At 54.9% G+C, this 17,711-nt stretch carries 23 protein-coding genes and 1 tRNA gene; 18 read left to right on the top strand and 6 right to left on the bottom strand.

The annotated features are described in order from the left end of the window. Positions 1-5 precede the first annotated feature (5 nt). From VGA14_RS07590 to VGA14_RS07580, 3 genes are read left to right on the top strand one after another with little or no spacing between them, the layout of a single operon-like run. Positions 6-812, top strand: a complete 807-nt coding sequence (locus tag VGA14_RS07590) for a hypothetical protein (RefSeq protein WP_331003153.1) — start codon at positions 6-8, stop codon at positions 810-812. Beyond that, complete coding sequence (locus tag VGA14_RS07585; RefSeq protein WP_331003152.1) at positions 812-1,612, top strand: hypothetical protein; 801 nt, start codon at positions 812-814, stop codon at positions 1,610-1,612. The genes VGA14_RS07590 and VGA14_RS07585 overlap by 1 nt, the downstream gene beginning before the upstream one ends. A gap of 43 nt (positions 1,613-1,655) precedes the next feature. Next, positions 1,656-2,918 (top strand): MBL fold metallo-hydrolase, encoded by a 1,263-nt coding sequence (locus tag VGA14_RS07580; RefSeq protein ID WP_331003151.1) that lies wholly within the window; start codon positions 1,656-1,658, stop codon positions 2,916-2,918. Between the two features lie 184 nt (positions 2,919-3,102). Here VGA14_RS07580 and VGA14_RS07575 read toward each other — a convergent pair whose 3' ends face one another. The 3 genes from VGA14_RS07575 to VGA14_RS07565 all read right to left on the bottom strand — a co-directional run bounded on the left by VGA14_RS07575 (position 3,103) and on the right by VGA14_RS07565 (position 5,229). Then, the gene (locus VGA14_RS07575; protein ID WP_331003150.1) at positions 3,103-3,429 is read right to left on the bottom strand and encodes a hypothetical protein; all 327 of its coding nucleotides are present in this window, start codon (positions 3,427-3,429) and stop codon (positions 3,103-3,105) included. 79 nt (positions 3,430-3,508) lie between these two features. Further along, positions 3,509-4,888 carry a cysteine--tRNA ligase gene (gene cysS, locus VGA14_RS07570; RefSeq protein ID WP_331003149.1) on the bottom strand — a complete coding sequence of 460 codons (1,380 nt, stop codon included), beginning with the start codon at positions 4,886-4,888 and terminating at the stop codon, positions 3,509-3,511. A 35-nt stretch (positions 4,889-4,923) separates the two neighbouring features. Further along, positions 4,924-5,229: a Rieske (2Fe-2S) protein gene (locus tag VGA14_RS07565; RefSeq protein ID WP_331003148.1), complete on the bottom strand. Its 306-nt coding sequence runs from the start codon at positions 5,227-5,229 to the stop codon at positions 4,924-4,926. Between the two features lie 93 nt (positions 5,230-5,322). Here VGA14_RS07565 and VGA14_RS07560 point away from each other — a divergent pair, with 93 nt between their 5' ends. The 13 genes from VGA14_RS07560 (at position 5,323) to VGA14_RS07500 (ending at position 14,920) form a co-directional block, all read left to right on the top strand. Further along, a complete protein-coding gene (locus VGA14_RS07560) occupies positions 5,323-5,832 on the top strand; it encodes a hypothetical protein (protein WP_331003147.1) in 510 nt (169 codons plus the stop codon). Positions 5,833-5,862: 30 nt separating this feature from the next. Further along, complete coding sequence (locus tag VGA14_RS07555; protein ID WP_331003146.1) at positions 5,863-7,080, top strand: adenosylhomocysteinase; 1,218 nt, start codon at positions 5,863-5,865, stop codon at positions 7,078-7,080. 34 nt (positions 7,081-7,114) lie between these two features. Further along, entirely contained in the window at positions 7,115-8,767 is a 1,653-nt protein-coding gene (gene metG / locus VGA14_RS07550; protein ID WP_331003145.1) for a methionine--tRNA ligase, read from the top strand. Next, positions 8,764-9,303, top strand: a complete 540-nt coding sequence (locus tag VGA14_RS07545; RefSeq protein WP_331003144.1) for a nicotinamide-nucleotide adenylyltransferase — start codon at positions 8,764-8,766, stop codon at positions 9,301-9,303. The genes metG and VGA14_RS07545 overlap by 4 nt, the downstream gene beginning before the upstream one ends. A 2-nt stretch (positions 9,304-9,305) precedes the next feature. Further along, positions 9,306-9,440, top strand: a complete 135-nt coding sequence (locus tag VGA14_RS07540) for a hypothetical protein (protein WP_331003143.1) — start codon at positions 9,306-9,308, stop codon at positions 9,438-9,440. A gap of 69 nt (positions 9,441-9,509) precedes the next feature. Then, positions 9,510-10,187, top strand: coding sequence for a hypothetical protein (locus tag VGA14_RS07535; RefSeq protein WP_331003142.1), 678 nt, complete (start codon positions 9,510-9,512; stop codon positions 10,185-10,187). Positions 10,188-10,277: 90 nt separating this feature from the next. After that, positions 10,278-11,003: a pirin family protein gene (locus VGA14_RS07530; RefSeq protein WP_331003141.1), complete on the top strand. Its 726-nt coding sequence runs from the start codon at positions 10,278-10,280 to the stop codon at positions 11,001-11,003. Further along, complete coding sequence (locus VGA14_RS07525) at positions 10,990-11,583, top strand: NAD(P)H-dependent oxidoreductase (protein WP_331003140.1); 594 nt, start codon at positions 10,990-10,992, stop codon at positions 11,581-11,583. The genes VGA14_RS07530 and VGA14_RS07525 overlap by 14 nt, the downstream gene beginning before the upstream one ends. 52 nt (positions 11,584-11,635) lie before the next feature. After that, the gene (locus VGA14_RS07520) at positions 11,636-12,571 is read left to right on the top strand and encodes a S1C family serine protease (protein ID WP_331003139.1); all 936 of its coding nucleotides are present in this window, start codon (positions 11,636-11,638) and stop codon (positions 12,569-12,571) included. A 43-nt stretch (positions 12,572-12,614) separates the two neighbouring features. Beyond that, positions 12,615-12,902 (top strand): stress response translation initiation inhibitor YciH, encoded by a 288-nt coding sequence (locus tag VGA14_RS07515; RefSeq protein WP_331003138.1) that lies wholly within the window; start codon positions 12,615-12,617, stop codon positions 12,900-12,902. A gap of 75 nt (positions 12,903-12,977) precedes the next feature. Then, positions 12,978-13,634 (top strand): helix-turn-helix transcriptional regulator, encoded by a 657-nt coding sequence (locus tag VGA14_RS07510; protein WP_331003137.1) that lies wholly within the window; start codon positions 12,978-12,980, stop codon positions 13,632-13,634. Between the two features lie 59 nt (positions 13,635-13,693). Continuing rightward, positions 13,694-14,269, top strand: a complete 576-nt coding sequence (locus tag VGA14_RS07505; RefSeq protein ID WP_331003136.1) for a proteasome subunit beta — start codon at positions 13,694-13,696, stop codon at positions 14,267-14,269. Continuing rightward, positions 14,270-14,920 carry a hypothetical protein gene (locus VGA14_RS07500; RefSeq protein ID WP_331003135.1) on the top strand — a complete coding sequence of 217 codons (651 nt, stop codon included), beginning with the start codon at positions 14,270-14,272 and terminating at the stop codon, positions 14,918-14,920. On the opposite strand, the gene VGA14_RS07495 is transcribed toward VGA14_RS07500, so the two are convergent. Next, entirely contained in the window at positions 14,907-15,284 is a 378-nt protein-coding gene (locus tag VGA14_RS07495) for a helix-turn-helix domain-containing protein (RefSeq protein WP_331003134.1), read from the bottom strand. The genes VGA14_RS07500 and VGA14_RS07495 overlap by 14 nt on opposite strands. 34 nt (positions 15,285-15,318) lie before the next feature. Then, positions 15,319-15,609 carry a hypothetical protein gene (locus VGA14_RS07490; protein WP_331003133.1) on the bottom strand — a complete coding sequence of 97 codons (291 nt, stop codon included), beginning with the start codon at positions 15,607-15,609 and terminating at the stop codon, positions 15,319-15,321. A gap of 159 nt (positions 15,610-15,768) precedes the next feature. Here VGA14_RS07490 and VGA14_RS07485 point away from each other — a divergent pair, with 159 nt between their 5' ends. Continuing rightward, the gene (locus tag VGA14_RS07485) at positions 15,769-16,761 is read left to right on the top strand and encodes a hypothetical protein (protein ID WP_331003132.1); all 993 of its coding nucleotides are present in this window, start codon (positions 15,769-15,771) and stop codon (positions 16,759-16,761) included. 44 nt (positions 16,762-16,805) lie between these two features. Then, positions 16,806-16,914 (top strand) — tRNA-Asp (locus VGA14_RS07480). Positions 16,915-16,925: 11 nt separating this feature from the next. Here the strand turns inward: VGA14_RS07480 and VGA14_RS07475 are convergent. Further along, on the bottom strand, positions 16,926-17,705 hold the full coding sequence (locus tag VGA14_RS07475) for an inositol monophosphatase family protein (RefSeq protein ID WP_331003166.1): 780 nt from the start codon (positions 17,703-17,705) through the stop codon (positions 16,926-16,928). Positions 17,706-17,711 lie beyond the last annotated feature (6 nt).

Below are 17,711 nucleotides of genomic sequence, written 5' to 3'. Positions count from 1 at the left end.
ATGGTGTGCCCTTCAAGCTTCAGGAACTAAGACAGGCGTACACCGCCTACCAGGAGTTTCTGGGCAAGAATCCTCCTGCCCGTCACGCGCGTTACATTTTCCCGTTCTTTGTGGGGTCGTATTTCACGTACCGCAAAGTGGACGTGAGACGCGTCGTCGCCATTGCAGGGGCAATCGATGAAATCCCGAGCTACCTTGACGTGGGCTGCGGCTATGGCGACTTTCTTGAAAAAGTGCGCGGATACCTGCCGCAGGCAACAGGGATCGAAAAGGAGGGAGGCATATTCGAGTTTGCGCGCAAGCCCGATTATGTGGAGATTGCCGGCGCCGAGCAGTGCCCGGCAGTCGACGTGGCGTTTGTCGGGTGGATGGAGCCCGGCACGGACTTTAGAAGCCGAATCGCTAAGGCCGCGAAATGCGTGATAACGACCTTTGACGCGGGCGGCCAATGCGGGATAAACGGCGGCTGTGAGTACGACGAGTTTGATTTTGAGCAAGTCGCGTGGTGGCGCACGCCGTCATGGATCGACGTCAACGCGGAGCTCATGAACAGGTACTACACTCCTTCGCTCACTGTAGAGAGAAATGAACAACTAACAAAGCTCAGAAGCGCCCACAACTTTTGGTACGTCTACGCAAGGCCCGATCTTGCAGAGCGCGTCAGGGCGGGACTGAAGGCGCATCTTGCAGCTGAAAACGCAAATGACTGCTATGACTTTGAATCGGTGCTTGATGAGTGTGGGTTTGGCTACATGGAAGAGCTATCCACGCTCACCAAGGCAAGAAAGCTCTGGGAAGTGATGTTTGACTAGTGCCGTTTTTTACACAAGATCTGCGCAATGCGATAAAGTCCCTCGAGCAGTACAGGGCACGCGCAATCTCGCCTCACCATGAGAGGTACAGCTTTCCTTTCTTTTCCGGAACCTATTTTTCCTACAGGAAGATTGATGTCAGGCGCGTCGTCTCAATCGCCACCGCGGTGAACAAGAGCCCGAGCTACCTTGACGTGGGCTGCGGCTATGGCGATTTCTTGAAGCGCGTTAGAGAACTTCTGCCGGGAGCAGAGGGCATGGAGAGGGACGCTAGCATCTTTTACAGCCTTGGCATCGAAAAACAAGACTATATCGTAATATCGGACGCGCACTGGATCGATAAACGTTATGACGTAATATTCGTGGCCTGGATGGAGCCGGGGCAGGACTACCGCGACCCTATTGCAAAAAGCACGGATGTCATAATTACGACACTAGATCAGGGCATAAGCCTCTCCGCCGAGTTTGATGGCCACGGCTTTGACTGCGTGGCACACTGGCGCACGCCTTCGTGGGAGGACGTCAACATCGAGATAATGAACAAATTCTACACGAAGATGAGCGGGGACAAGCGCGCCGAACTGGCAAGAATGCGCGGAGCCCACAACCTCTGGTACGCGTATGCAAGGCCCCATGTGGCTGTCAGGGTGAAAAATGCCCTGCAAGCCCAGCTTGCGCAGGAAGACCCGCGGGACCGCTATGACTTTGAGTCGGTGCTTGATGAGTGTGGGTTTGGCTACCTGCAAAAGCTGGAAAACCCTGCGGCGTCTGAACCACTCTGGCAGGTAAATTTTGATTAGCAAGATTTAAAGCGCCTTGCATAGAAATCGCAGCTGCAATAAATTGAAAGTAAAGGTTATGGGGGCCGCAAAAGAGGTCGGCCGCTCTGCTTTTCTCGCAAGCTGTAATGGAACGAACATACTGATGGACTACGGCGTGCTTCTCAGGCGCGAGCCTGTGTTCCCGATGCACATCAAGCCAAAAGAGGTTGACGCGGTCGTGATAACGCACGCGCACCTCGACCACTCGGGTTTCGTGCCGGCGCTCTACCTCTCGGGCTCGACGGACATACCTACTCTTGCCACGCTGCCAACGTTCGAACTGTCAGAACTGCTGATTGAAGATATGATAAAGCTGTCAGGCTTTTACCTGCCTTTTGAGTACGTTGACGTCATGACGATGCTGAAAAGCTCCAAGAAACTGCAGTACAGGGAGCCGTACATGGTCAAGGACGCCAAGGTGACGCTCCATGAATCCGGCCACGTCGTGGGCGGCTCGACCGTAGTCGTGGAGCACGAAGGCAAAAAGTTGTTCTACACGGGCGACATCAACACGCGCGGGTCAAAGCTCTTGCGCCCGGCGGACCTCGATATCGGTCCCGTTGACATGATGATAATCGAGAGCACGTATTCCCAGGCCGAGCAGACGCCCCGCGAGCAGTCAGAGCGCGAGCTTGTGGAATCTTGCTACGAAGTGATAGGACGCGGCGGCACGATGTTCATCCCGTCGTTCTCTGTCGAGCGCGCGCAGGAGATTGCATGCGTGCTTGAAGCCTACGATTTCAAGCACAAGGTGGTCATGGACGGCATGGCACTAAAAGCCAACGAGATAATGGGCCGGCACCCTGCGTACCTCCGCGATCCCGAAATGTTCAAGCGCGCAATAGGCGGCGCAGAGTGGATAACCGGCTGGAGCAGGCGCAAAAAGGTGGCAAGCGAGCCTTGCGTCATAATATCGCCGGCAGGGATGCTCGTCGGCGGTTCTGCTATATTCTACACGCAGGCGGTAATGAATAGCGAAAAGAACGGCATCGCGCTTGTTTCTTACCAGGGCGAAGGGACGCCGGGCAGGATGCTTCTTGAGAAGCGCGTGGCCAGTTTTGACGGCAAGATGCACAAGTGCTACGCTGACGTGAAGCGATTTGAGTTTTCGGGTCACAACAGCAGGAGCGAGCTTTTCGAGATCCTGGACGGCGTGCAGGGCAACCCCAAGGTTCTCTGCGTCCACGGCGATGGGCCTTCGTGCGAAAAGTTTGCGGTTGAGATAAAGGAAAAGTACGGCTACGACGCGCGTGCACCTGAGCAGGGCGAAGTGATCGAGGTCTGATAGTAAAGAACACCGACCCCTACAAGCTAAAAAAGTGCGTCAAGTGCAAGAAGGACATCACGCTCAACGAGCGATATTTCGCCTACCCGCTTTCGCTGCAGCAAATGTGCCTTGCCTGCGCAGAGCAGGAGATCCCGAAAACCATCGAGTCGCTGCAGAAAGACCTCGAGAAGATAAAGTCGGGCTAGGCGCTCATTTCCCTCTTTAGTGGCGCGTTCTCGAGCCCGCCCACCTTGCTTCCTGGGTTGATGTACGTGTATCCCGTTTTCGTGATTACCTTGCCGTGCACTGTGCCGAATACTTCGAGGTCGCCCTTCTCGTTCACGACGTTGCCCCTCACGATGCCGGTAAGCCTGCACGAGCCGCCCCTGACAAGCACGTTGCCAAGAACGCTGCCCTTCAACTCCAGATAGCCTGCATTGACAATGACGTCGCCGGCCACCTCGCCAATAAGCATCCCCTCCTCGTCAAACGTGACCGATCCTACACGCTTACCGTCCAGTATCTTCATTGTCTATACTCATTCGTTCCAGCGAGAAGCGACATTAACACGCAAGTGCATGGAAATGCACAAAGAGGTGAAAAACCTGCTACTCGGGCTTTTCAACCTTCTTCCAGACCGTCCTGCCCTTGTGGTCCATGAGTTCTATTGAGCGCTCTGCTAGCTTTTTGCGTATGTCGTCGGCCTCCTTGAACTTTTTCTCCGCCCGCAGCCGGTTCCGCTCTTCAATGAGCTTTTCGATCTCTTTTCGCTCATGCTCGCTTGCCTCTACTACCCTCAGCCCCAGAATGCCCATCATCCTGTCAAACGGCATCATCGCGGCCTTAGCCATCCCGGCTGTCAACTTGTCAGACGCCGCAAGCTGGTTCAACCTTGTCACGAACTTTAGAAACGCAGTCAGCGCAAGCGACGTATTCATGTCGTCGTCCATGGCAGCTTCGAACGCCTGGAACTCCTCTGCAGGCATCATGGTAGAATCACCTGCCGGTCCTGCGGCAGCGCGCAGCTCGTACGCGCAGGTCTCTATCTGCCTCCACCGCTGCGCAGACTCTTTCAAGAGATCATCCGTATAGTCGAGAGGCTTTGCATAGTGCACAGAGAGGCAGTACAGCCTCAGCGTGTTCATGCCCCAGTCAGAAAGTGCCTTTTCTATTGTCACAATGTTGCCGAGCGACTTGCTCATCTTTTGCGAGTCTATCGTGACCATGCCAGAATGCATCCAGATTTTGGCAAACTGCTTGCACGTGAACGCCTCTGACTGGGCTATCTCGTTTTCGTGATGGGGGAATACCAGGTCGTGGCCGCCGCCGTGTATTTCAAAGCCGCTGCCAAGGTACTTTAGCGCCATAGCCGAGCATTCTATGTGCCAGCCGGGGCGCCCCTTGCCCCACGGGCTATCCCACGTCGGAGGCTCGGATGAAAACTTCCAGAGCGCAAAGTCCATCGGGTCATCCTTTGTATCATCCACTTCTATCCTTGCGCCGGCTTCAAGCTCCTCGACCGGCTTTCTTGAAAGCTTGCCGTAGCCGGGAAACGACTTGACCCGGAAATACACGCCATTTAGTGTGAGATAGGCATGGCCCTTCTCAAACAGCCCCTTGATGAGGTCTATCATCTCTGAAATATGCTCCGTGGCCTTGGGGTGCACATCGGCGGCAAGCACGTTCAGGCCCGCAAAGTCGTGAAAATAAGCATCGATGTATTTTGCGGATATCTCCTCCGCCGTTTTGCCCTCCGCCTTGGCGCGGTTGATTATCTTGTCGTCCACGTCGGTAAAGTTCTGCACGAACGTTACCTTGTGGCCCTTGGACACAAGGTAGCGCCTGAAAACATCAAAAACGATAACGGTGCGGGCGTGGCCTATGTGCGAGCTGTCGTAGACAGTCACGCCGCAGACGTACATCCTTACCGCATTGTCGCGGGGCACAATCTCCTCGAGCTGGCGGGTAAGGGTGTTGTATAGCTTCACTGGACTTTCAACCAAGAATGGCGCTATTTACCTTTTTAGACGTCGACGTATATGTCGCCGCCCTTGACATCCACTTTGTAGGTGGTCATCTTGACGCCCGAGAGGTAGTCCAAAAGCTCTCCCGTGCGGATGTTGTAGTGCCACGAATGCCATGGGCACTCGACGACCTCGCCGTCGACCTTACCAGGCGCGATGGGCTTGTCCTGGTGGCGGCAGAGCGCCTCCATCGCGTAGTACTTGCCGCTAGCGTAATATAGCGCGATTCTGGTTCCGTTGACATTTATCTCCTTGCCGGTGTTTTCCCCGATTTCTCCCTGCCGGGCGACCTTGACCAGTGTCAATTTAGATGCACTATACTTTTTGGTTATAAAATGGCATCGGAAGGAATCAGGCTCCGCCACACCTAAATACGGCGTTTGATGCCTTGATACCAAATGTCGGCGTTAAAGGCGGCGACGGTGGGGATTATCGGGCTTTTCGTGCTCGCTGCAGGCCTGTCATACTATGGCTATGCGAACACCGTCTACCCTGTAGACAGGGCGCTTGGCAACCTTGCGAGGGCGGCATCGACGCAGACGCCCTACGAGCTGGCAGACTATATTCGTGCAGCAAAGACAGACCTGCCAAAAAGCGGCAACCCAGTCTGGGCGTTCCCGACGGCAAGGACGGACTTTGGGCTAATTCAGCTTGAGCTTGACCGCGTGCTTTCGCGGGCAAACTCGATAGCCTCTTTAGAGCCGCACAGCAGCGCCTACAGCACCGGCATGAGCGACATCCACGTGACGCTTTTCGCAATGCAGAAAGACATCATAGATGCGATACCTTACATGTACGTCAGCACCACCAACATGGCCATAAGTGCAGTGTGGATTGCAATCATTCTGGGCCTCTTTACAGTCATGCGACGCGGCAAGTCCCGGTTCCAAGAATTGGATAGTCAGTAACTCTTATACACGCTCTTCCATTTCACTGCAGTGCCGGGAAAGATAGCTAACGCCACGCTTGTTGAAAGTGGAAAACTGTCGTACGGGTGGGCGCGCACCAGGATGTCAATTATCGAGAGAATAGCGAAGGGTAAGCGGAAGCCGCTTGAGGGTTTCAGGGTTGGTTTTTGCCTCCACGTGACCAAGGAGACGTCGGTGCTTGTGATGGCCGCAAAGGAGTTGGGCGCAGAGGTCGCGCTGTGCTCGGCAAACCCGCTTTCCGTGCAGGACGACATTGCCGCGTTCCTGCACGGCGAGGGTGTTGCAGTATACGCGTGGCGCAATGAAACGCAGGCAGAATACAAAAAATGCATACGCGACGTGATTGCATTCAAGCCGGACATTGTCACAGACGATGGGGGCGATTTGCACTATGCAGCGCATGGGGCAAAGGCCCGTGGCATAATGGGCGGGACTGAAGAGACCACGTCAGGCGTCAGAAGGCTGTCGGCGCTTGAAAAATCAAAAAAGCTGCGCTACCCAGTCATTGCGGTAAACAACGCGCGCACGAAATACCTCTTTGACAACCGGTATGGCACGGGCCAGAGCACGCTTGACGGCATCCTCAGGGCAACGGGGATGTTCCTTGCCGGTTCTCGCGTCGTGGTTTGCGGCTACGGCTGGGTGGGCAAAGGCGTGGCCGCAATGGCGCATGGAATGGGCGCGGCGGTGACCGTTACGGAGGTTGATCCTATAAAAGCGCTGGAGGCCAAGATGGACGGCTTTGCGGTCGCGCCACTTGAAAAGGCCGCAGAGCAGGGCGACGTCTTTATCACGTGCACCGGGCAGACGGGCGTCATCAGAAAGGAGCATTTTGCGAAAATGAAGGATGGCGCGATCTTGGCAAACACCGGCCACTTTGACGTAGAGATAGACGCGTCGTTCCTCTACAGAAACGGCAGGTCGGTCGAGGTCAAGCCAAACGTCGAGTGCTTTAAGTTTGGAGGCAAAAAGCTGTATCTGCTGTCGAAGGGCAGGGTCGTCAATCTGGTTGCTGCAGAAGGCCACCCTCCTGAGGTGATGGCGCTCTCGTTTGCAAACCAACTCGCCTCCATTTTGCACGTGGCCAAGAACCACGCAAGTATGGAGAAAAAGGTGCATCCCGTTCCAGAGAGCATCGACGACGCTGTTGCACGCCTCGCGCTTGTGGCGATGAGCGTCGAGATCGACAAGCCGACTGCGAAGCAGAAAAAATACCAGCGCGGGTAATACCTTAAAATCTGGTGCGCTGTTTGGAAAGCCGATGCCGGCAAGCGCGATAGTAACAAGCGCCCTCCCGTACGCAAACGGCGAGATACACTTGGGCCACATCGCCTCGACATATCTGCCGGCAGACATATTCACGCGCTTTCTGCGGCTGAAAGGGCGTGATGCGTATCACATCTGTGCAAGCGACGACTTTGGCACGCCCATCCTGATAAAGGCGGAAAAGGAAGGCAAGACGCCGCAGGATTACGTCGCCCACTGGAACACGCGCGACGCGGAAGATTTTGCGTCGCTTGGGATCTCGTTTGACCTCTTTTACCGCACGAGCTCGCCTGAAAACGTCAGGTTCGTGCAGCACGTTTTCAAAAAGCTCAGGGAAAACGGCCACATATACGAACAGGACATCGTCCAGTTCTACTGCGTGTTTGACGACAAGTTTCTGCCCGACAGGTACGTCGTCGGCAAGTGCCCATTCTGCGGCACAGAGAACCAGTATTCCGACCTGTGCGAAAAGTGCGGTAGGGTGCCCGACGAGATACTGGAGCCCAAGTGCGCCATATGCAACAGGCCGCCGGTGAAAAAGCAAAGCACGCACTATTTCTTCAAGCTATCCAACTTTTCACAGCAACTGAAAGAGTGGCTCCTGCGGAATGAGAACCTGCAGGCTGATGTCAGGAACTATGTTGTCAACTGGATAAACGAGGGGCTGCGGGACTGGGACATCACCCGCGACCTTGCGTGGGGCGTGCCCATACCGCTCGACGAGGCAAAGGGCAAGGTGTTTTATGGCTGGTTTGACAACCACCTGTGCTACATATCCACCGCGTCCAAGTTCGTGGAAGAAAAGGGCGGCGACGGCAGGAAATTCTGGAATGGCTCAGAAATCTACCACTTTATTGGCAAAGATATTGTTTATCATCACTACTTGTTTTTGCCAGCAATGAGGATGGGCATAAACGAGGAGTACAAGCTTCCCGACTACATCCCTACTCGGGGGCACCTGATGCTCCAGAACCAAAAGATATCCAAGAGCCGTAACTGGTACATAGGACTCAGGGACTTTGTGTCAGTGTTCAACCCGGACTATTTGCGGTTCTATGTCGCGTCGATAGTGACGTACTCGCAGGACGACTTGAACTTTGACTATGACGGCTTTGCTGAAAAGATAAACAACGAGCTGATAGCAAACGTCGGCAACTTTGTCAACCGCGCCCTGTCGTTTACGCAGAAATCATTCGCGGGCAAAGTTCCACAGGCAGGCGAGCTTTCGCCAGACGACAAGGAGATCAAGGGAGCGGTGCAAAGCGCAGTAAAAGAAACAGGCGAGCTTCTATCTGCGAACGGGACCGACAGGGCACTCAAGAGGATTCTTGCGCTCAGCAACCAGCTCAACCAGTACTTCCAGAAGAAAAAGCCCTGGAGCGAGAAGGAGACTGCCGGAACGACGCTCCATGTCGCGGTGAACGCGGCAAGGTCGCTTGCGATAATGCTCGAGCCGTTCATACCGTTTTCCTGCGAAAAGATGTGGGAGCAGCTCAGCCTTGAAGGGAGCGTCCACAAACAAAGCTGGAATTCTGCTTCCGAGTTTGCCATCCCCGCGGGCCATGCACTGGGCAGAGTGGAGCCATTGTTCAAGAAGATAGAGGCAAAGGAAATAGAGGAGCAGAAGGCAAAGCTGGGTGTGAAATGAAACGCGGTTTGATGGCTGGCAGGTTCCAGCCGTTCCACAACGGACACCTTGCACTTGCAAGGCAGGCGCTCTCTGAATGCGACGAGCTCGTCATAGTCGTTGGAAGCGCGCAGTTCAACTTTATCGGCAAGGACCCGTTCACGGCCGGCGAGCGCGTGCTCATGATCCACAACGCTCTCGCAGAGGCCGGCGTCGACCTGTCAGATTGCTACATCATTCCTTACCACAACGACGAGAACAACGCCCGGTGGCTTGGGTACCTCAGGTCTCAGGTCCCGCCCTTTGACGCCATCTATTCAGGGAACGAGTTTGTCGAGCACCTCGCATCAGCGCTGGACAAGTCGCTTGCTGTAAGGAAACCAAAATTTGAGAAGAAAAAAGAGTACAACGGCACCAACATCCGCCGCCTTATCGCTTCTGGCGGGCCCTGGAAGCGCCTTGTGCCCGGCGCGGTCGCAAAGGTGATTGAAGCAGTCGGCGGCATAGAGAGGATTAAGATCCTTGAGAAGTCCGACACGAACCCGGCAAGGTGGTAGGCGTGGCCAGGGGCCTGAGAGCGTGCCCCATTTGCCCGGCCTGCGGCTCTAAAAAGTTCAGGATAATCGGGCGCAACGACGAGGAGGCGAGGGTGACGGTCGAATGCGTCTCATGCAAAAAGAGGATGACAGTCTAACACTTTTTCATTGCTTGTTAGAAGTTTTCAAGTCAACGGCTTAACCCTAATTCAGCAAACCAGCATTGGATGTCCGAGGAGATACTTACCTACCTCCCACTGCTGGGTGTGCTATTCAGCTCGATGGGAATGTCATTTGTGTTCAAGGACTATATCGCGGACATCCTCGCCAATTTTGTGGTGAAAAAGACCAAGGACATAAAGATTGGGAGCAGGATCAAGATCACGGCGGCGGGCATCACGACAAAAGGCGACGTGATGCACATGGGGCTTTTGCGCACGACACTCATGGAAGTGGGCGACGGCGAGAGGCTGCCTTCGGTCAGGACTGGCAGGCTGATAAAGGTGCCAAACTTTATGCTCATCAACAACCCTGTAATGGTGTACGGCGACACGATAATCGATGAAGTGGTTTCGTACATACCGAGGCCCTACCCGGATTCGCTACTCTTGATGGAGAGCATGAAGGACGCCATCGTAAGCCACGGCCACGGCCTCATCGACGTCGGGCTGTATCAAAAGGATGACAGGCTCGTCATACACGGCGTGTTTGAAGTGAAGACGAGCGAGATGGCCGACGAACGCAGCAAGATCCTCCGTGACTTCTTGATAAAGAGTAGGCAGATAACTGCGGGCACCGTCCCCCTCACGCAGGAGAGCAAGCCGCCGCAGCCAAGACCGGAGCAGAAGCGCGAAGAAGAGAGAGTGGCGATCCCGCTGCCAAACGCCGAGGTAATGGACGACTAGTTAGCCGTGGTTTACCAAGCAAGGTTTGACAAACCCACTTAGTCAGAAATTGCTACCACGTTTAAATAGAATTTCGCGGTTAAGAAATACATGATCAAGATAACAAAGTCTGGCGAACACTACCACCGCGAAGAAGACTGGCTGTCAACCTACTGGCATTTTTCATTCGACCACTACCGCGACCCTGACAGGATGAACTTTGGGCCGCTAAGGGTATTCAACGACGACGTGATAGCGCCGGGCAAGGGCTTTGGTTTCCACCCGCACCGCGACATGGAGATAATCACGTACGTCACGGAAGGCGAGCTTGAGCACCGTGACGACCAAGGCAACCAGGGCGTAATCCATGCCGGCGAGGTGCAGAGGATGACTGCCGGCTCGGGTATAGTGCACTCGGAGTACAATCATTCAAAGGACAAGCCGGCAAAGCTGTTGCAGATGTGGATACTCGCAGACAAGCGCGGATTAAAGCCGTCGTGGGAGCAGCAAAAGTTCGGAAAGCAAGAGCGCGAAGGAAAGCTGCTTCCGGTCGTCGTGCCTGAAAATGCCAAGAACGGCAGAGCTGTGCGCATACACCAAGATGCCTACTTTTACGTGTCGTTGCTTGCAACAGGTGTAAAGGTGAGCCACGCGATTGCGCCGGGCAGAAAAGCGTACCTGTTTGTAATAGACGGCGCGGTGCAAGTCGGCGAGCACCCGCTGGAAACAAAGGACGCGGCCATGATAGAGAGCGAAAGCAAAGTGGAAATATCGGCAGACAAAGCATCAGAGTTGATATTGCTAGACCTCCCGGAGGAGTTTAGTGTCAACCAGTGAGCTCAAGGTGCTGGGTGTCGCAGGCAGCATGCGAGAAAACTCGTTCAGCTTGCGTGTGCTAAAGATGGCGCTTGAGGGAGCTCAAGAACGTGGGGCTCAGACGCGGCTTCTCGCGCTCAGGGAGGCTGATTTGCCGATGTATGCGCCAAACGCAAGTTCGCCGGCGCTTGAAAAAGCCGCAAAGGACGTCGAGTGGGCAGACGCGTTTATACTTGCGTCGCCGGACTACCACGGATCGATATCAGGAGTATTGAAGAACTTTCTTGACCACTTTTACGAGGAGTTTGCCGGCAAGCTGTTTGGCTACGTCGTCGCGTCGCACGAAAAAGGATTGACGGCGATGGACCAGATGCGGACAGCTGTCAGGCAGTGCTACGGCTGGAGCCTCCCCTATGGTGTCTCGATAAACGGCGCGCAGGACTTTGTGCAGGGCAAACTGACAAACGAGAGGATGGAGCAGAGGATAAAGATGATGGCCCGCGACATTGTTGTTTACGGCAGGGTGATAAAGACGCAGTTTGCGCAGGACCTTGCTGGCAAGGAACAGGAAACGTTTGCGGCGCGCTACCGGCAGGCGTGACCGGGTTTTTGTACAGCTGGTCGATTTAGCCTCACTTGCCGTATAAAGTGGCATGATACCGGTGGACGAAGACGTGCTTGTAAGCGCGGTAGAAAAGGTAAGCAAGAGCGTTGTAAACATTGCGAGCGTGCGCATGATGCACGACCAGCTTTTCCGGGTCTTTCCCGTGGAAGGCGTGGGCTCTGGCGTCATCATTGATACAGAGGGCCACATACTGACAAACAACCACGTCATCGACGACGCGGAGCGGTTGAAGGTAACGCTGGCAGATGGCAGGGTGCTAAGGGGAAAGGTGGTCGGCAACGACGAGACGACGGACCTTGCCATGATAAAGGTGGAATCCGACGCCTCGTTGCCAGTCGCAGAGCTTGGTGACTCGTCTGCGTTGAAGGCGGGCCAGATAGTAATAGCGATAGGCAACCCGTTTGGCCTAACAGGCGGGCCCACGGTCACCGCAGGCATCGTCAGCTCCCTTGACAGGAGCATTCAGGCAAGGACCGGCGTCTTGGACCTGATACAGACCGACGCTGCGATAAATCCGGGCAACTCTGGCGGGCCGCTTGTCAACACGAAAGGTCAGGTGGTCGCTATCAATACTGCCAACATGCCGTACGCACAGGGCATCGGCTTTGCGGTTCCGGTCAACACTGCAAAAGAGATACTGAAGGAGCTTGTTGAGCACGGCAAGGTTAGCAGGCCATGGATAGGGATTGCGTCTGTCAAGGTGACCCCACAAGTTGCAAGGTACTACGGCCTACCTAGGACCGAGGGCGCGCTTGTAGCGGGGGTTGAGCCGTACAGCCCTGCAGACGACGCGGGCCTGCGCAGGGGCGACGTGATAGAGCAGGTCGACGGGGACAGGATAGAGGACCCGTCGCAGATAGCCGGGGCGGTGAGGAAAAAGAAGGTCGATGACATGGTCACGGTTACCGTCAACAGGTATGGGCGGCAGTTCCAGGTGGGCATTCAGGTGGACGGGCACCCCTGACCTTTCCAAACACTTTTTTGATAGGAATGTGAAGGCAATCTAAGTGTCAGACGACTTTACAATGGACGATCTCACGAGAGAGCTTGACCGCGAAAGCGCGCGCATCATAATTTCCAAGGACTTTCGCAGGTTCAAAAAGCCGGTCACAATCATAACAGGACTGCAGGACAACAAAGACGCCCCAGAAATTACAAGAAAGCTAAAAACGAAGATAGGCACGGGAGGCACCTACAAGGACGGGCAGATAATGCTGCAAGGAGATCACCGCCAGATGGCAAAGAGCATGCTCGTCTCTATGGGCTTTGCAGAGGACTCTATCGAAGTAATGTAGTGGTAAGAAACGGCTTACCTGCTAACCGGAAGGAAACTTGACTGTTTAAATCCCGTTGCTGCATTATACTTGCCAGTGGAAAAGGACGGAGCCGTAAAGGAGGTCAAAGAGATCCCAAGCGGTAAACAGGCCGTTCTCATACAGAAGGAAGAGTATTCCGCAGAGGACCTTCGCAACAACGACACCAAGGTGCTTGCACTCCTCAACGAGGCTGGATCGAACTACTCCTTCAAGGGTATCATGCGCAGGCTGGGCATCCACCAGCAGAGCCTCGCCAGGGCGCTTCGCCGGCTCGAAGAGATGGGCTTTGTAGAGAAATCCAAAGTGGGCTATCGCCTGAGCAAGATAGGCGAGACCGCGGCAACGGCAAAAGTTGAGGCAAAGGGCAAGGAGTACATGCAGCTTTTGCAGACCTACATCCCGGTGGACGTCAAGTCGTCTGAGATAGTTCATGCGCTTGTCGGGAAGTGGTTCAAGAACCTTCGCTGGGTGGGGTTGATAGAAAGCGCCACAGGCTTTACGCTGCAGTGGTCAAGCGACGACGGCTCGTTCCAGATAAACCTCTGGATGGTCTCCGACTACATCGTAATAGAGACAAACGCGTCAACGGAGCGCCAAAAGCTGCAGTCAATGATAGGCTCGTACGCGATATACGAGCAGATAACCAGAGCATTGCAGGACAGGCTCGTGCCCGGCAACGCCTACGTTTTCGGCACACCCGTCAACAACTAGCTGTGACCTGATTTCAAAAAACCCGGTCGATTAATGCGGTCTATTGTATAATATATCAAATGACAACGATAGTCGGGATCAAGACCCGTGAGGGGGTCGTGCTTGGCTCTGACAAGAGGGCCAGCAAAGGCTTTTTCATCGGGTCAAAGATAACGCAGAAAATCGCAAAAATAGACGACACGCTGGCAATAGCAATCGCCGGACAACTGTCAGACGCCGAGTACCTAATAAAAGTGGCAAAGGCAGAGCGCAAGCTGATGGAGCTTCGCCGGGGCTTCCCGCTCACTATCAGGGAATCCGCGAGGCTGATAGCAAACTTGGCGTACTCGGGCTTGAAGAACTACCAGCCGTACTTTGTTGAACTGCTGGTGGCAGGAGTCGACGAGGAGGGAGCGCACATCTACACTGCAGACATGAGCGGCGCAATAATCGAAGAAGAGTTTGCATCGTCCGGCTCGGGCTCGCCTATAGCGTACGGCGTGCTTGAGAGCGTGTACAGGGCTGACCTGACAAACGAGGAGGCAAAAGAAGTCGCTTCAAAGGCTGTAAGGGCGGCAATGGAGCGCGACCCGGGGTCTGGAAACGGCATCGACACCGTCGTGATTCCAAAGCTCATGAAGGCGGAGGCGGTCTAGGTGGCAGAGAACACAGGATTTGGAAGGTACCCGTCGTTCTACGGCCCTGAAGGCAGGCTGGTGCTGGTAGACAGCGCGCTCGAAGCAGTCAACCGCGGCTCGACGACTATAGGTATAAAGACACCCAAGTTTGCGCTGATCGCAAGCCACATCAAGCCTATACGGCCTCTGATGGAGCCGACGGAGAAGATATTCGCGATCGACAACCACGTCGGGGCGACGGGCTCGGGCTACATCGGCGACATACTGCAGCTCATAGACGAATTGCGGTTGGAGGCACAAAAGCACAGGCTGAGCTTTGAGAGCCCTGCCGATGTTGGATCATTGGCAAAGCACCTAGGCGGATACCTGCACAACTACACCATCTACGCGGTAAGGCCTCAGGCGGCGTCAGTCATAATCGCGGGCGCGGACCAAATGGGCATTCACATGTACCAGGTTGACCCGAGCGGCACGTACTTCCGGGGCGCCGGCTTTGCAATAGGGCAGTCGGCTGACAGCGCGCTGGACGTAATTCAGCGCGAGTACAGCGCCGACATGACAGTTGAGCAGGCGGTTCAATTGAGCAACAGGGCTATAGAAAAAGCGCTTGGCGAGCGACCGGTCGTGGAAGTGGGCGTAGTCACGGAAGGCCAGTTCAAGAAGCTGTAGCCCCTTCCTTTTTCACCTCAGGGGCGACCGGGCTCTTCCAGCGGCTGACCCACCGCCCCAGCTCTTTTATTATCACTTCAAGCTCTTTTGCCTGCGGCGTCAGGCTATATTCTACTCTTGGCGGCACCTCTGGGTAGATCTTTTTCGAGACAAGGCCTTCCCTCTCTAATTCCAATAGTCGCTCTGAAAGGACGGTGCTGCTTATTCCTGACAGAGCGCGCTTTAGCTCGTTGAAGCGTATGGTATCTTTTGTGCTCAGGTTCTTTATTATCAGGAGCGACCAGCGCCTGCCCAGTATCCCCCAGATGTCGATGACCGGGCACGAAACAACCTGCTTGCCTCCGTCAGGTGGTGCTTCAGTCATACCTGGTAAGAAATAACTACCGACTAATAAACAGCTAGGGCGCGGTTATCGCCGAGCGCCGGCCCGTCTCAAAAGCAACCATAACCACCTCGCGGAAGAGTTGCTCGGCGCTCTTGTCGCCTGATTCTTCTTTTATCTGCTGCGCGCGCCTGCCAAGCCACAGCGCCACGATGACGGCATTTGCCAGCTCTGCGTTGTCTTTTGCTTCGCTAGGCCGGAATTCGGCCAGCTTTTTCGCAAGTTCACTGTGCGTTTCCTTTCTTGCGTCCACTGTGTCAAAAAGCAACCGCTGGTTTTCCTCTAGGTACTTGACGAGGCGCCACATTATCCTGTAGAGCCTCCAGGCTCCTTGTCAACCTTTTCCTCCATCATCCTGAAGCGTAGAGGTAGAGTAGAGTATTTTTCCATACTGCCTATATGGATGGACAGCGCGTAACTGCTATTGATAAGGCCCGCCCTATCGGTTCTAGCCGCAGTTGTGCTTTTGTCGGCTGCGTTGGCCCACGCACAGGAGAGTGTGTCGGCAGAACTTGGGGTGCCTTTTGAGCTAAAGCTAGGGCAGCAGGCCCTTATCGACTCTGAAGATATTGCCGTCAGCTTTGCCGACGTTGTCGGAGACTCTAGGTGTCCGTCAGACGTGGTGTGCATTTGGCAGGGGCAGGCCACGATCAGCGTTTCCGTGAAGGTGGACGGGGCCGGCCCGCGGGAGTTCATGCTCACCATTGGGGCAGACGAATCCCCATCCTCAGCCTTTGGTCAGTATTCCGTAAAGCTGCTCGGTCTAGAACCGTACCCCCAAAGCAGCGTGCAGACCGAGCCGGACGACTATGTGGCGGCGCTTGTCGTTTCCAAGGTGAGTGCAAACTCGGCCGGCGTGTTTGTCAGGGCATTTGGGGCCCAGGTTTCGGGAAGCGTGGCCATCATTTCCGGGTGGAACCTTGAGAGGGGAAAAGGGACATTGGTGATGCTGCACCGCGATGAAGCAGGCATAAGGATGTCAGTCGCGCGCTTTACGCCTGCCGCCGTGCTTTGCACCAGCGGCCCGGAGGCAAGGGAATGCATAGACGGTCAGGTGGCGCAAGCCACAGGAGCGATAAGGCAGGGCGACACAATCCACCTCGAGGTGTCCGGCAACACTCTCTTTCTTGCAGCAAGTGGCTCTGATTACACTCTGGAAATAAAGCGGATCCGGACAAGCGGGCAGCCGGGGCCAACTGTAGAGCTGGGCGAGGGGCAGCGTGAAGGGCCGCTTCTGGTGCAGGAGATAGGAAGAGACTATGTCAGTGGGCTCAACTTTTTGGAATACCCTGTTGCCGTGTCTGAGGGCATGCCTATAACGCTGCATGTTGGCGACAAGGCGACCAACGGATGCACGGTCACGCTTACGCTCTTGGAAATACGTGAGGACACAGCGGTATTCTCAAAGGTGGTTGATAACGACAGGCCTTGCCCCATCTGTTGGCACAAAACGCAGTGAAACAAAACACTTTAATTGGTTCTGCCAAGCGTTGCATTACATGCGCCCGGGTAGTATAGTGATTCCCGGCTGCTGCTAGTCGGGATCGTACAATCCGGTCCAGTATGGGGGACTGTCACTCCTTCGACCCGGGTTCGAATCCCGGCCCGGGCGCTTACATGATTTCAAAACAATTCAGAAAATAATTCTTTTTGGGCCTTGTTGTTCGCTGCTGCAACAAACGAGATTCGCGTATCCACGCCAAGATCCGCATCCAGTTCTTTCCCATTGCCATCAAGAATTCTTCCACCCGCCTCTTTCACGATGAGGTATGCGCCGGCGATGTCAGTCGGCCTTATCTTGCCTCGCAAATCGATAGACGCGTCAAGCCACCCCCGCGCAAGAAAGCACATCTCCAGCGCGACTGCGCCAAAAAGCCGGACGTGATTTGCTTTTGACATGACCGGCGACAGTTTCTTGATTACGTCAGGATCTATGCCCGACACGTTCATCCCCACCACGACGTCGTCGCCGGCCTCCCTCACCCTTATCCTCCTGCCGTTGCAGAACGCCCCCTTGCCCTTTGAAGCGTGATATAGGTCGCCGTTAGCAAGATCAATGACGACGGCGTCGGTGACCGCGCTCAGCTGAAAATTAGTCGCATAGGCCAAAGAACAGCAGTAGAACGGAATCCGGCGTGAAGCATTGGTGGTCCCATCGATGCCGTCCATTACGACATACCCGTTTTTACCTTCAATCCTGCCGCACTCCTCACCGATTATCGTGGCGTCCACCTTGCGCCTTCTCAAGACTTCAATTACCGTCTTTTCCGCAAGCAGATCTATCCTTCTCGAGATATCGCCTCCTGCCCCCATGCCCATCTGTTTGTTGCCACTGACAGTTCCGGCAATCCTCTTCGTGCGGGCATGAACCAGCAGGCAGGCTTCTTTCAGGGCGGCAATCATTGCAGG

The sequence above is a fragment of the Nitrososphaera sp. genome (assembly GCF_036397675.1).
In the GTDB taxonomy this organism is placed as follows: Archaea; Thermoproteota; Nitrososphaeria; order Nitrososphaerales; family Nitrososphaeraceae; genus Nitrososphaera.
Note: the sequence above shows the minus strand (reverse complement) of the source record. Positions and strands in the feature narration are given on the sequence as shown.

Excerpts from the sequence above, each read along its gene's own strand:
- VGA14_RS07575 (WP_331003150.1), bottom strand. The coding sequence starts at position 3,429 with ATGAAGATACTGGACGGTAAGCGTGTAGGATCGGTCACGTTTGACGAG.
- VGA14_RS07560 (WP_331003147.1), top strand. The coding sequence starts at position 5,323 with ATGTCGGCGTTAAAGGCGGCGACGGTGGGGATTATCGGGCTTTTCGTG.
- metG (WP_331003145.1), top strand. The coding sequence starts at position 7,115 with ATGCCGGCAAGCGCGATAGTAACAAGCGCCCTCCCGTACGCAAACGGC.
- VGA14_RS07545 (WP_331003144.1), top strand. The coding sequence starts at position 8,764 with ATGAAACGCGGTTTGATGGCTGGCAGGTTCCAGCCGTTCCACAACGGA.
- VGA14_RS07535 (WP_331003142.1), top strand. The coding sequence starts at position 9,510 with ATGTCCGAGGAGATACTTACCTACCTCCCACTGCTGGGTGTGCTATTC.
- VGA14_RS07530 (WP_331003141.1), top strand. The coding sequence starts at position 10,278 with ATGATCAAGATAACAAAGTCTGGCGAACACTACCACCGCGAAGAAGAC.
- VGA14_RS07520 (WP_331003139.1), top strand. The coding sequence starts at position 11,636 with ATGATACCGGTGGACGAAGACGTGCTTGTAAGCGCGGTAGAAAAGGTA.
- VGA14_RS07505 (WP_331003136.1), top strand. The coding sequence starts at position 13,694 with ATGACAACGATAGTCGGGATCAAGACCCGTGAGGGGGTCGTGCTTGGC.
- VGA14_RS07495 (WP_331003134.1), bottom strand. The coding sequence starts at position 15,284 with ATGACTGAAGCACCACCTGACGGAGGCAAGCAGGTTGTTTCGTGCCCG.
- VGA14_RS07490 (WP_331003133.1), bottom strand. The coding sequence starts at position 15,609 with ATGTGGCGCCTCGTCAAGTACCTAGAGGAAAACCAGCGGTTGCTTTTT.
- VGA14_RS07475 (WP_331003166.1), bottom strand. The coding sequence starts at position 17,705 with ATGATTGCCGCCCTGAAAGAAGCCTGCCTGCTGGTTCATGCCCGCACG.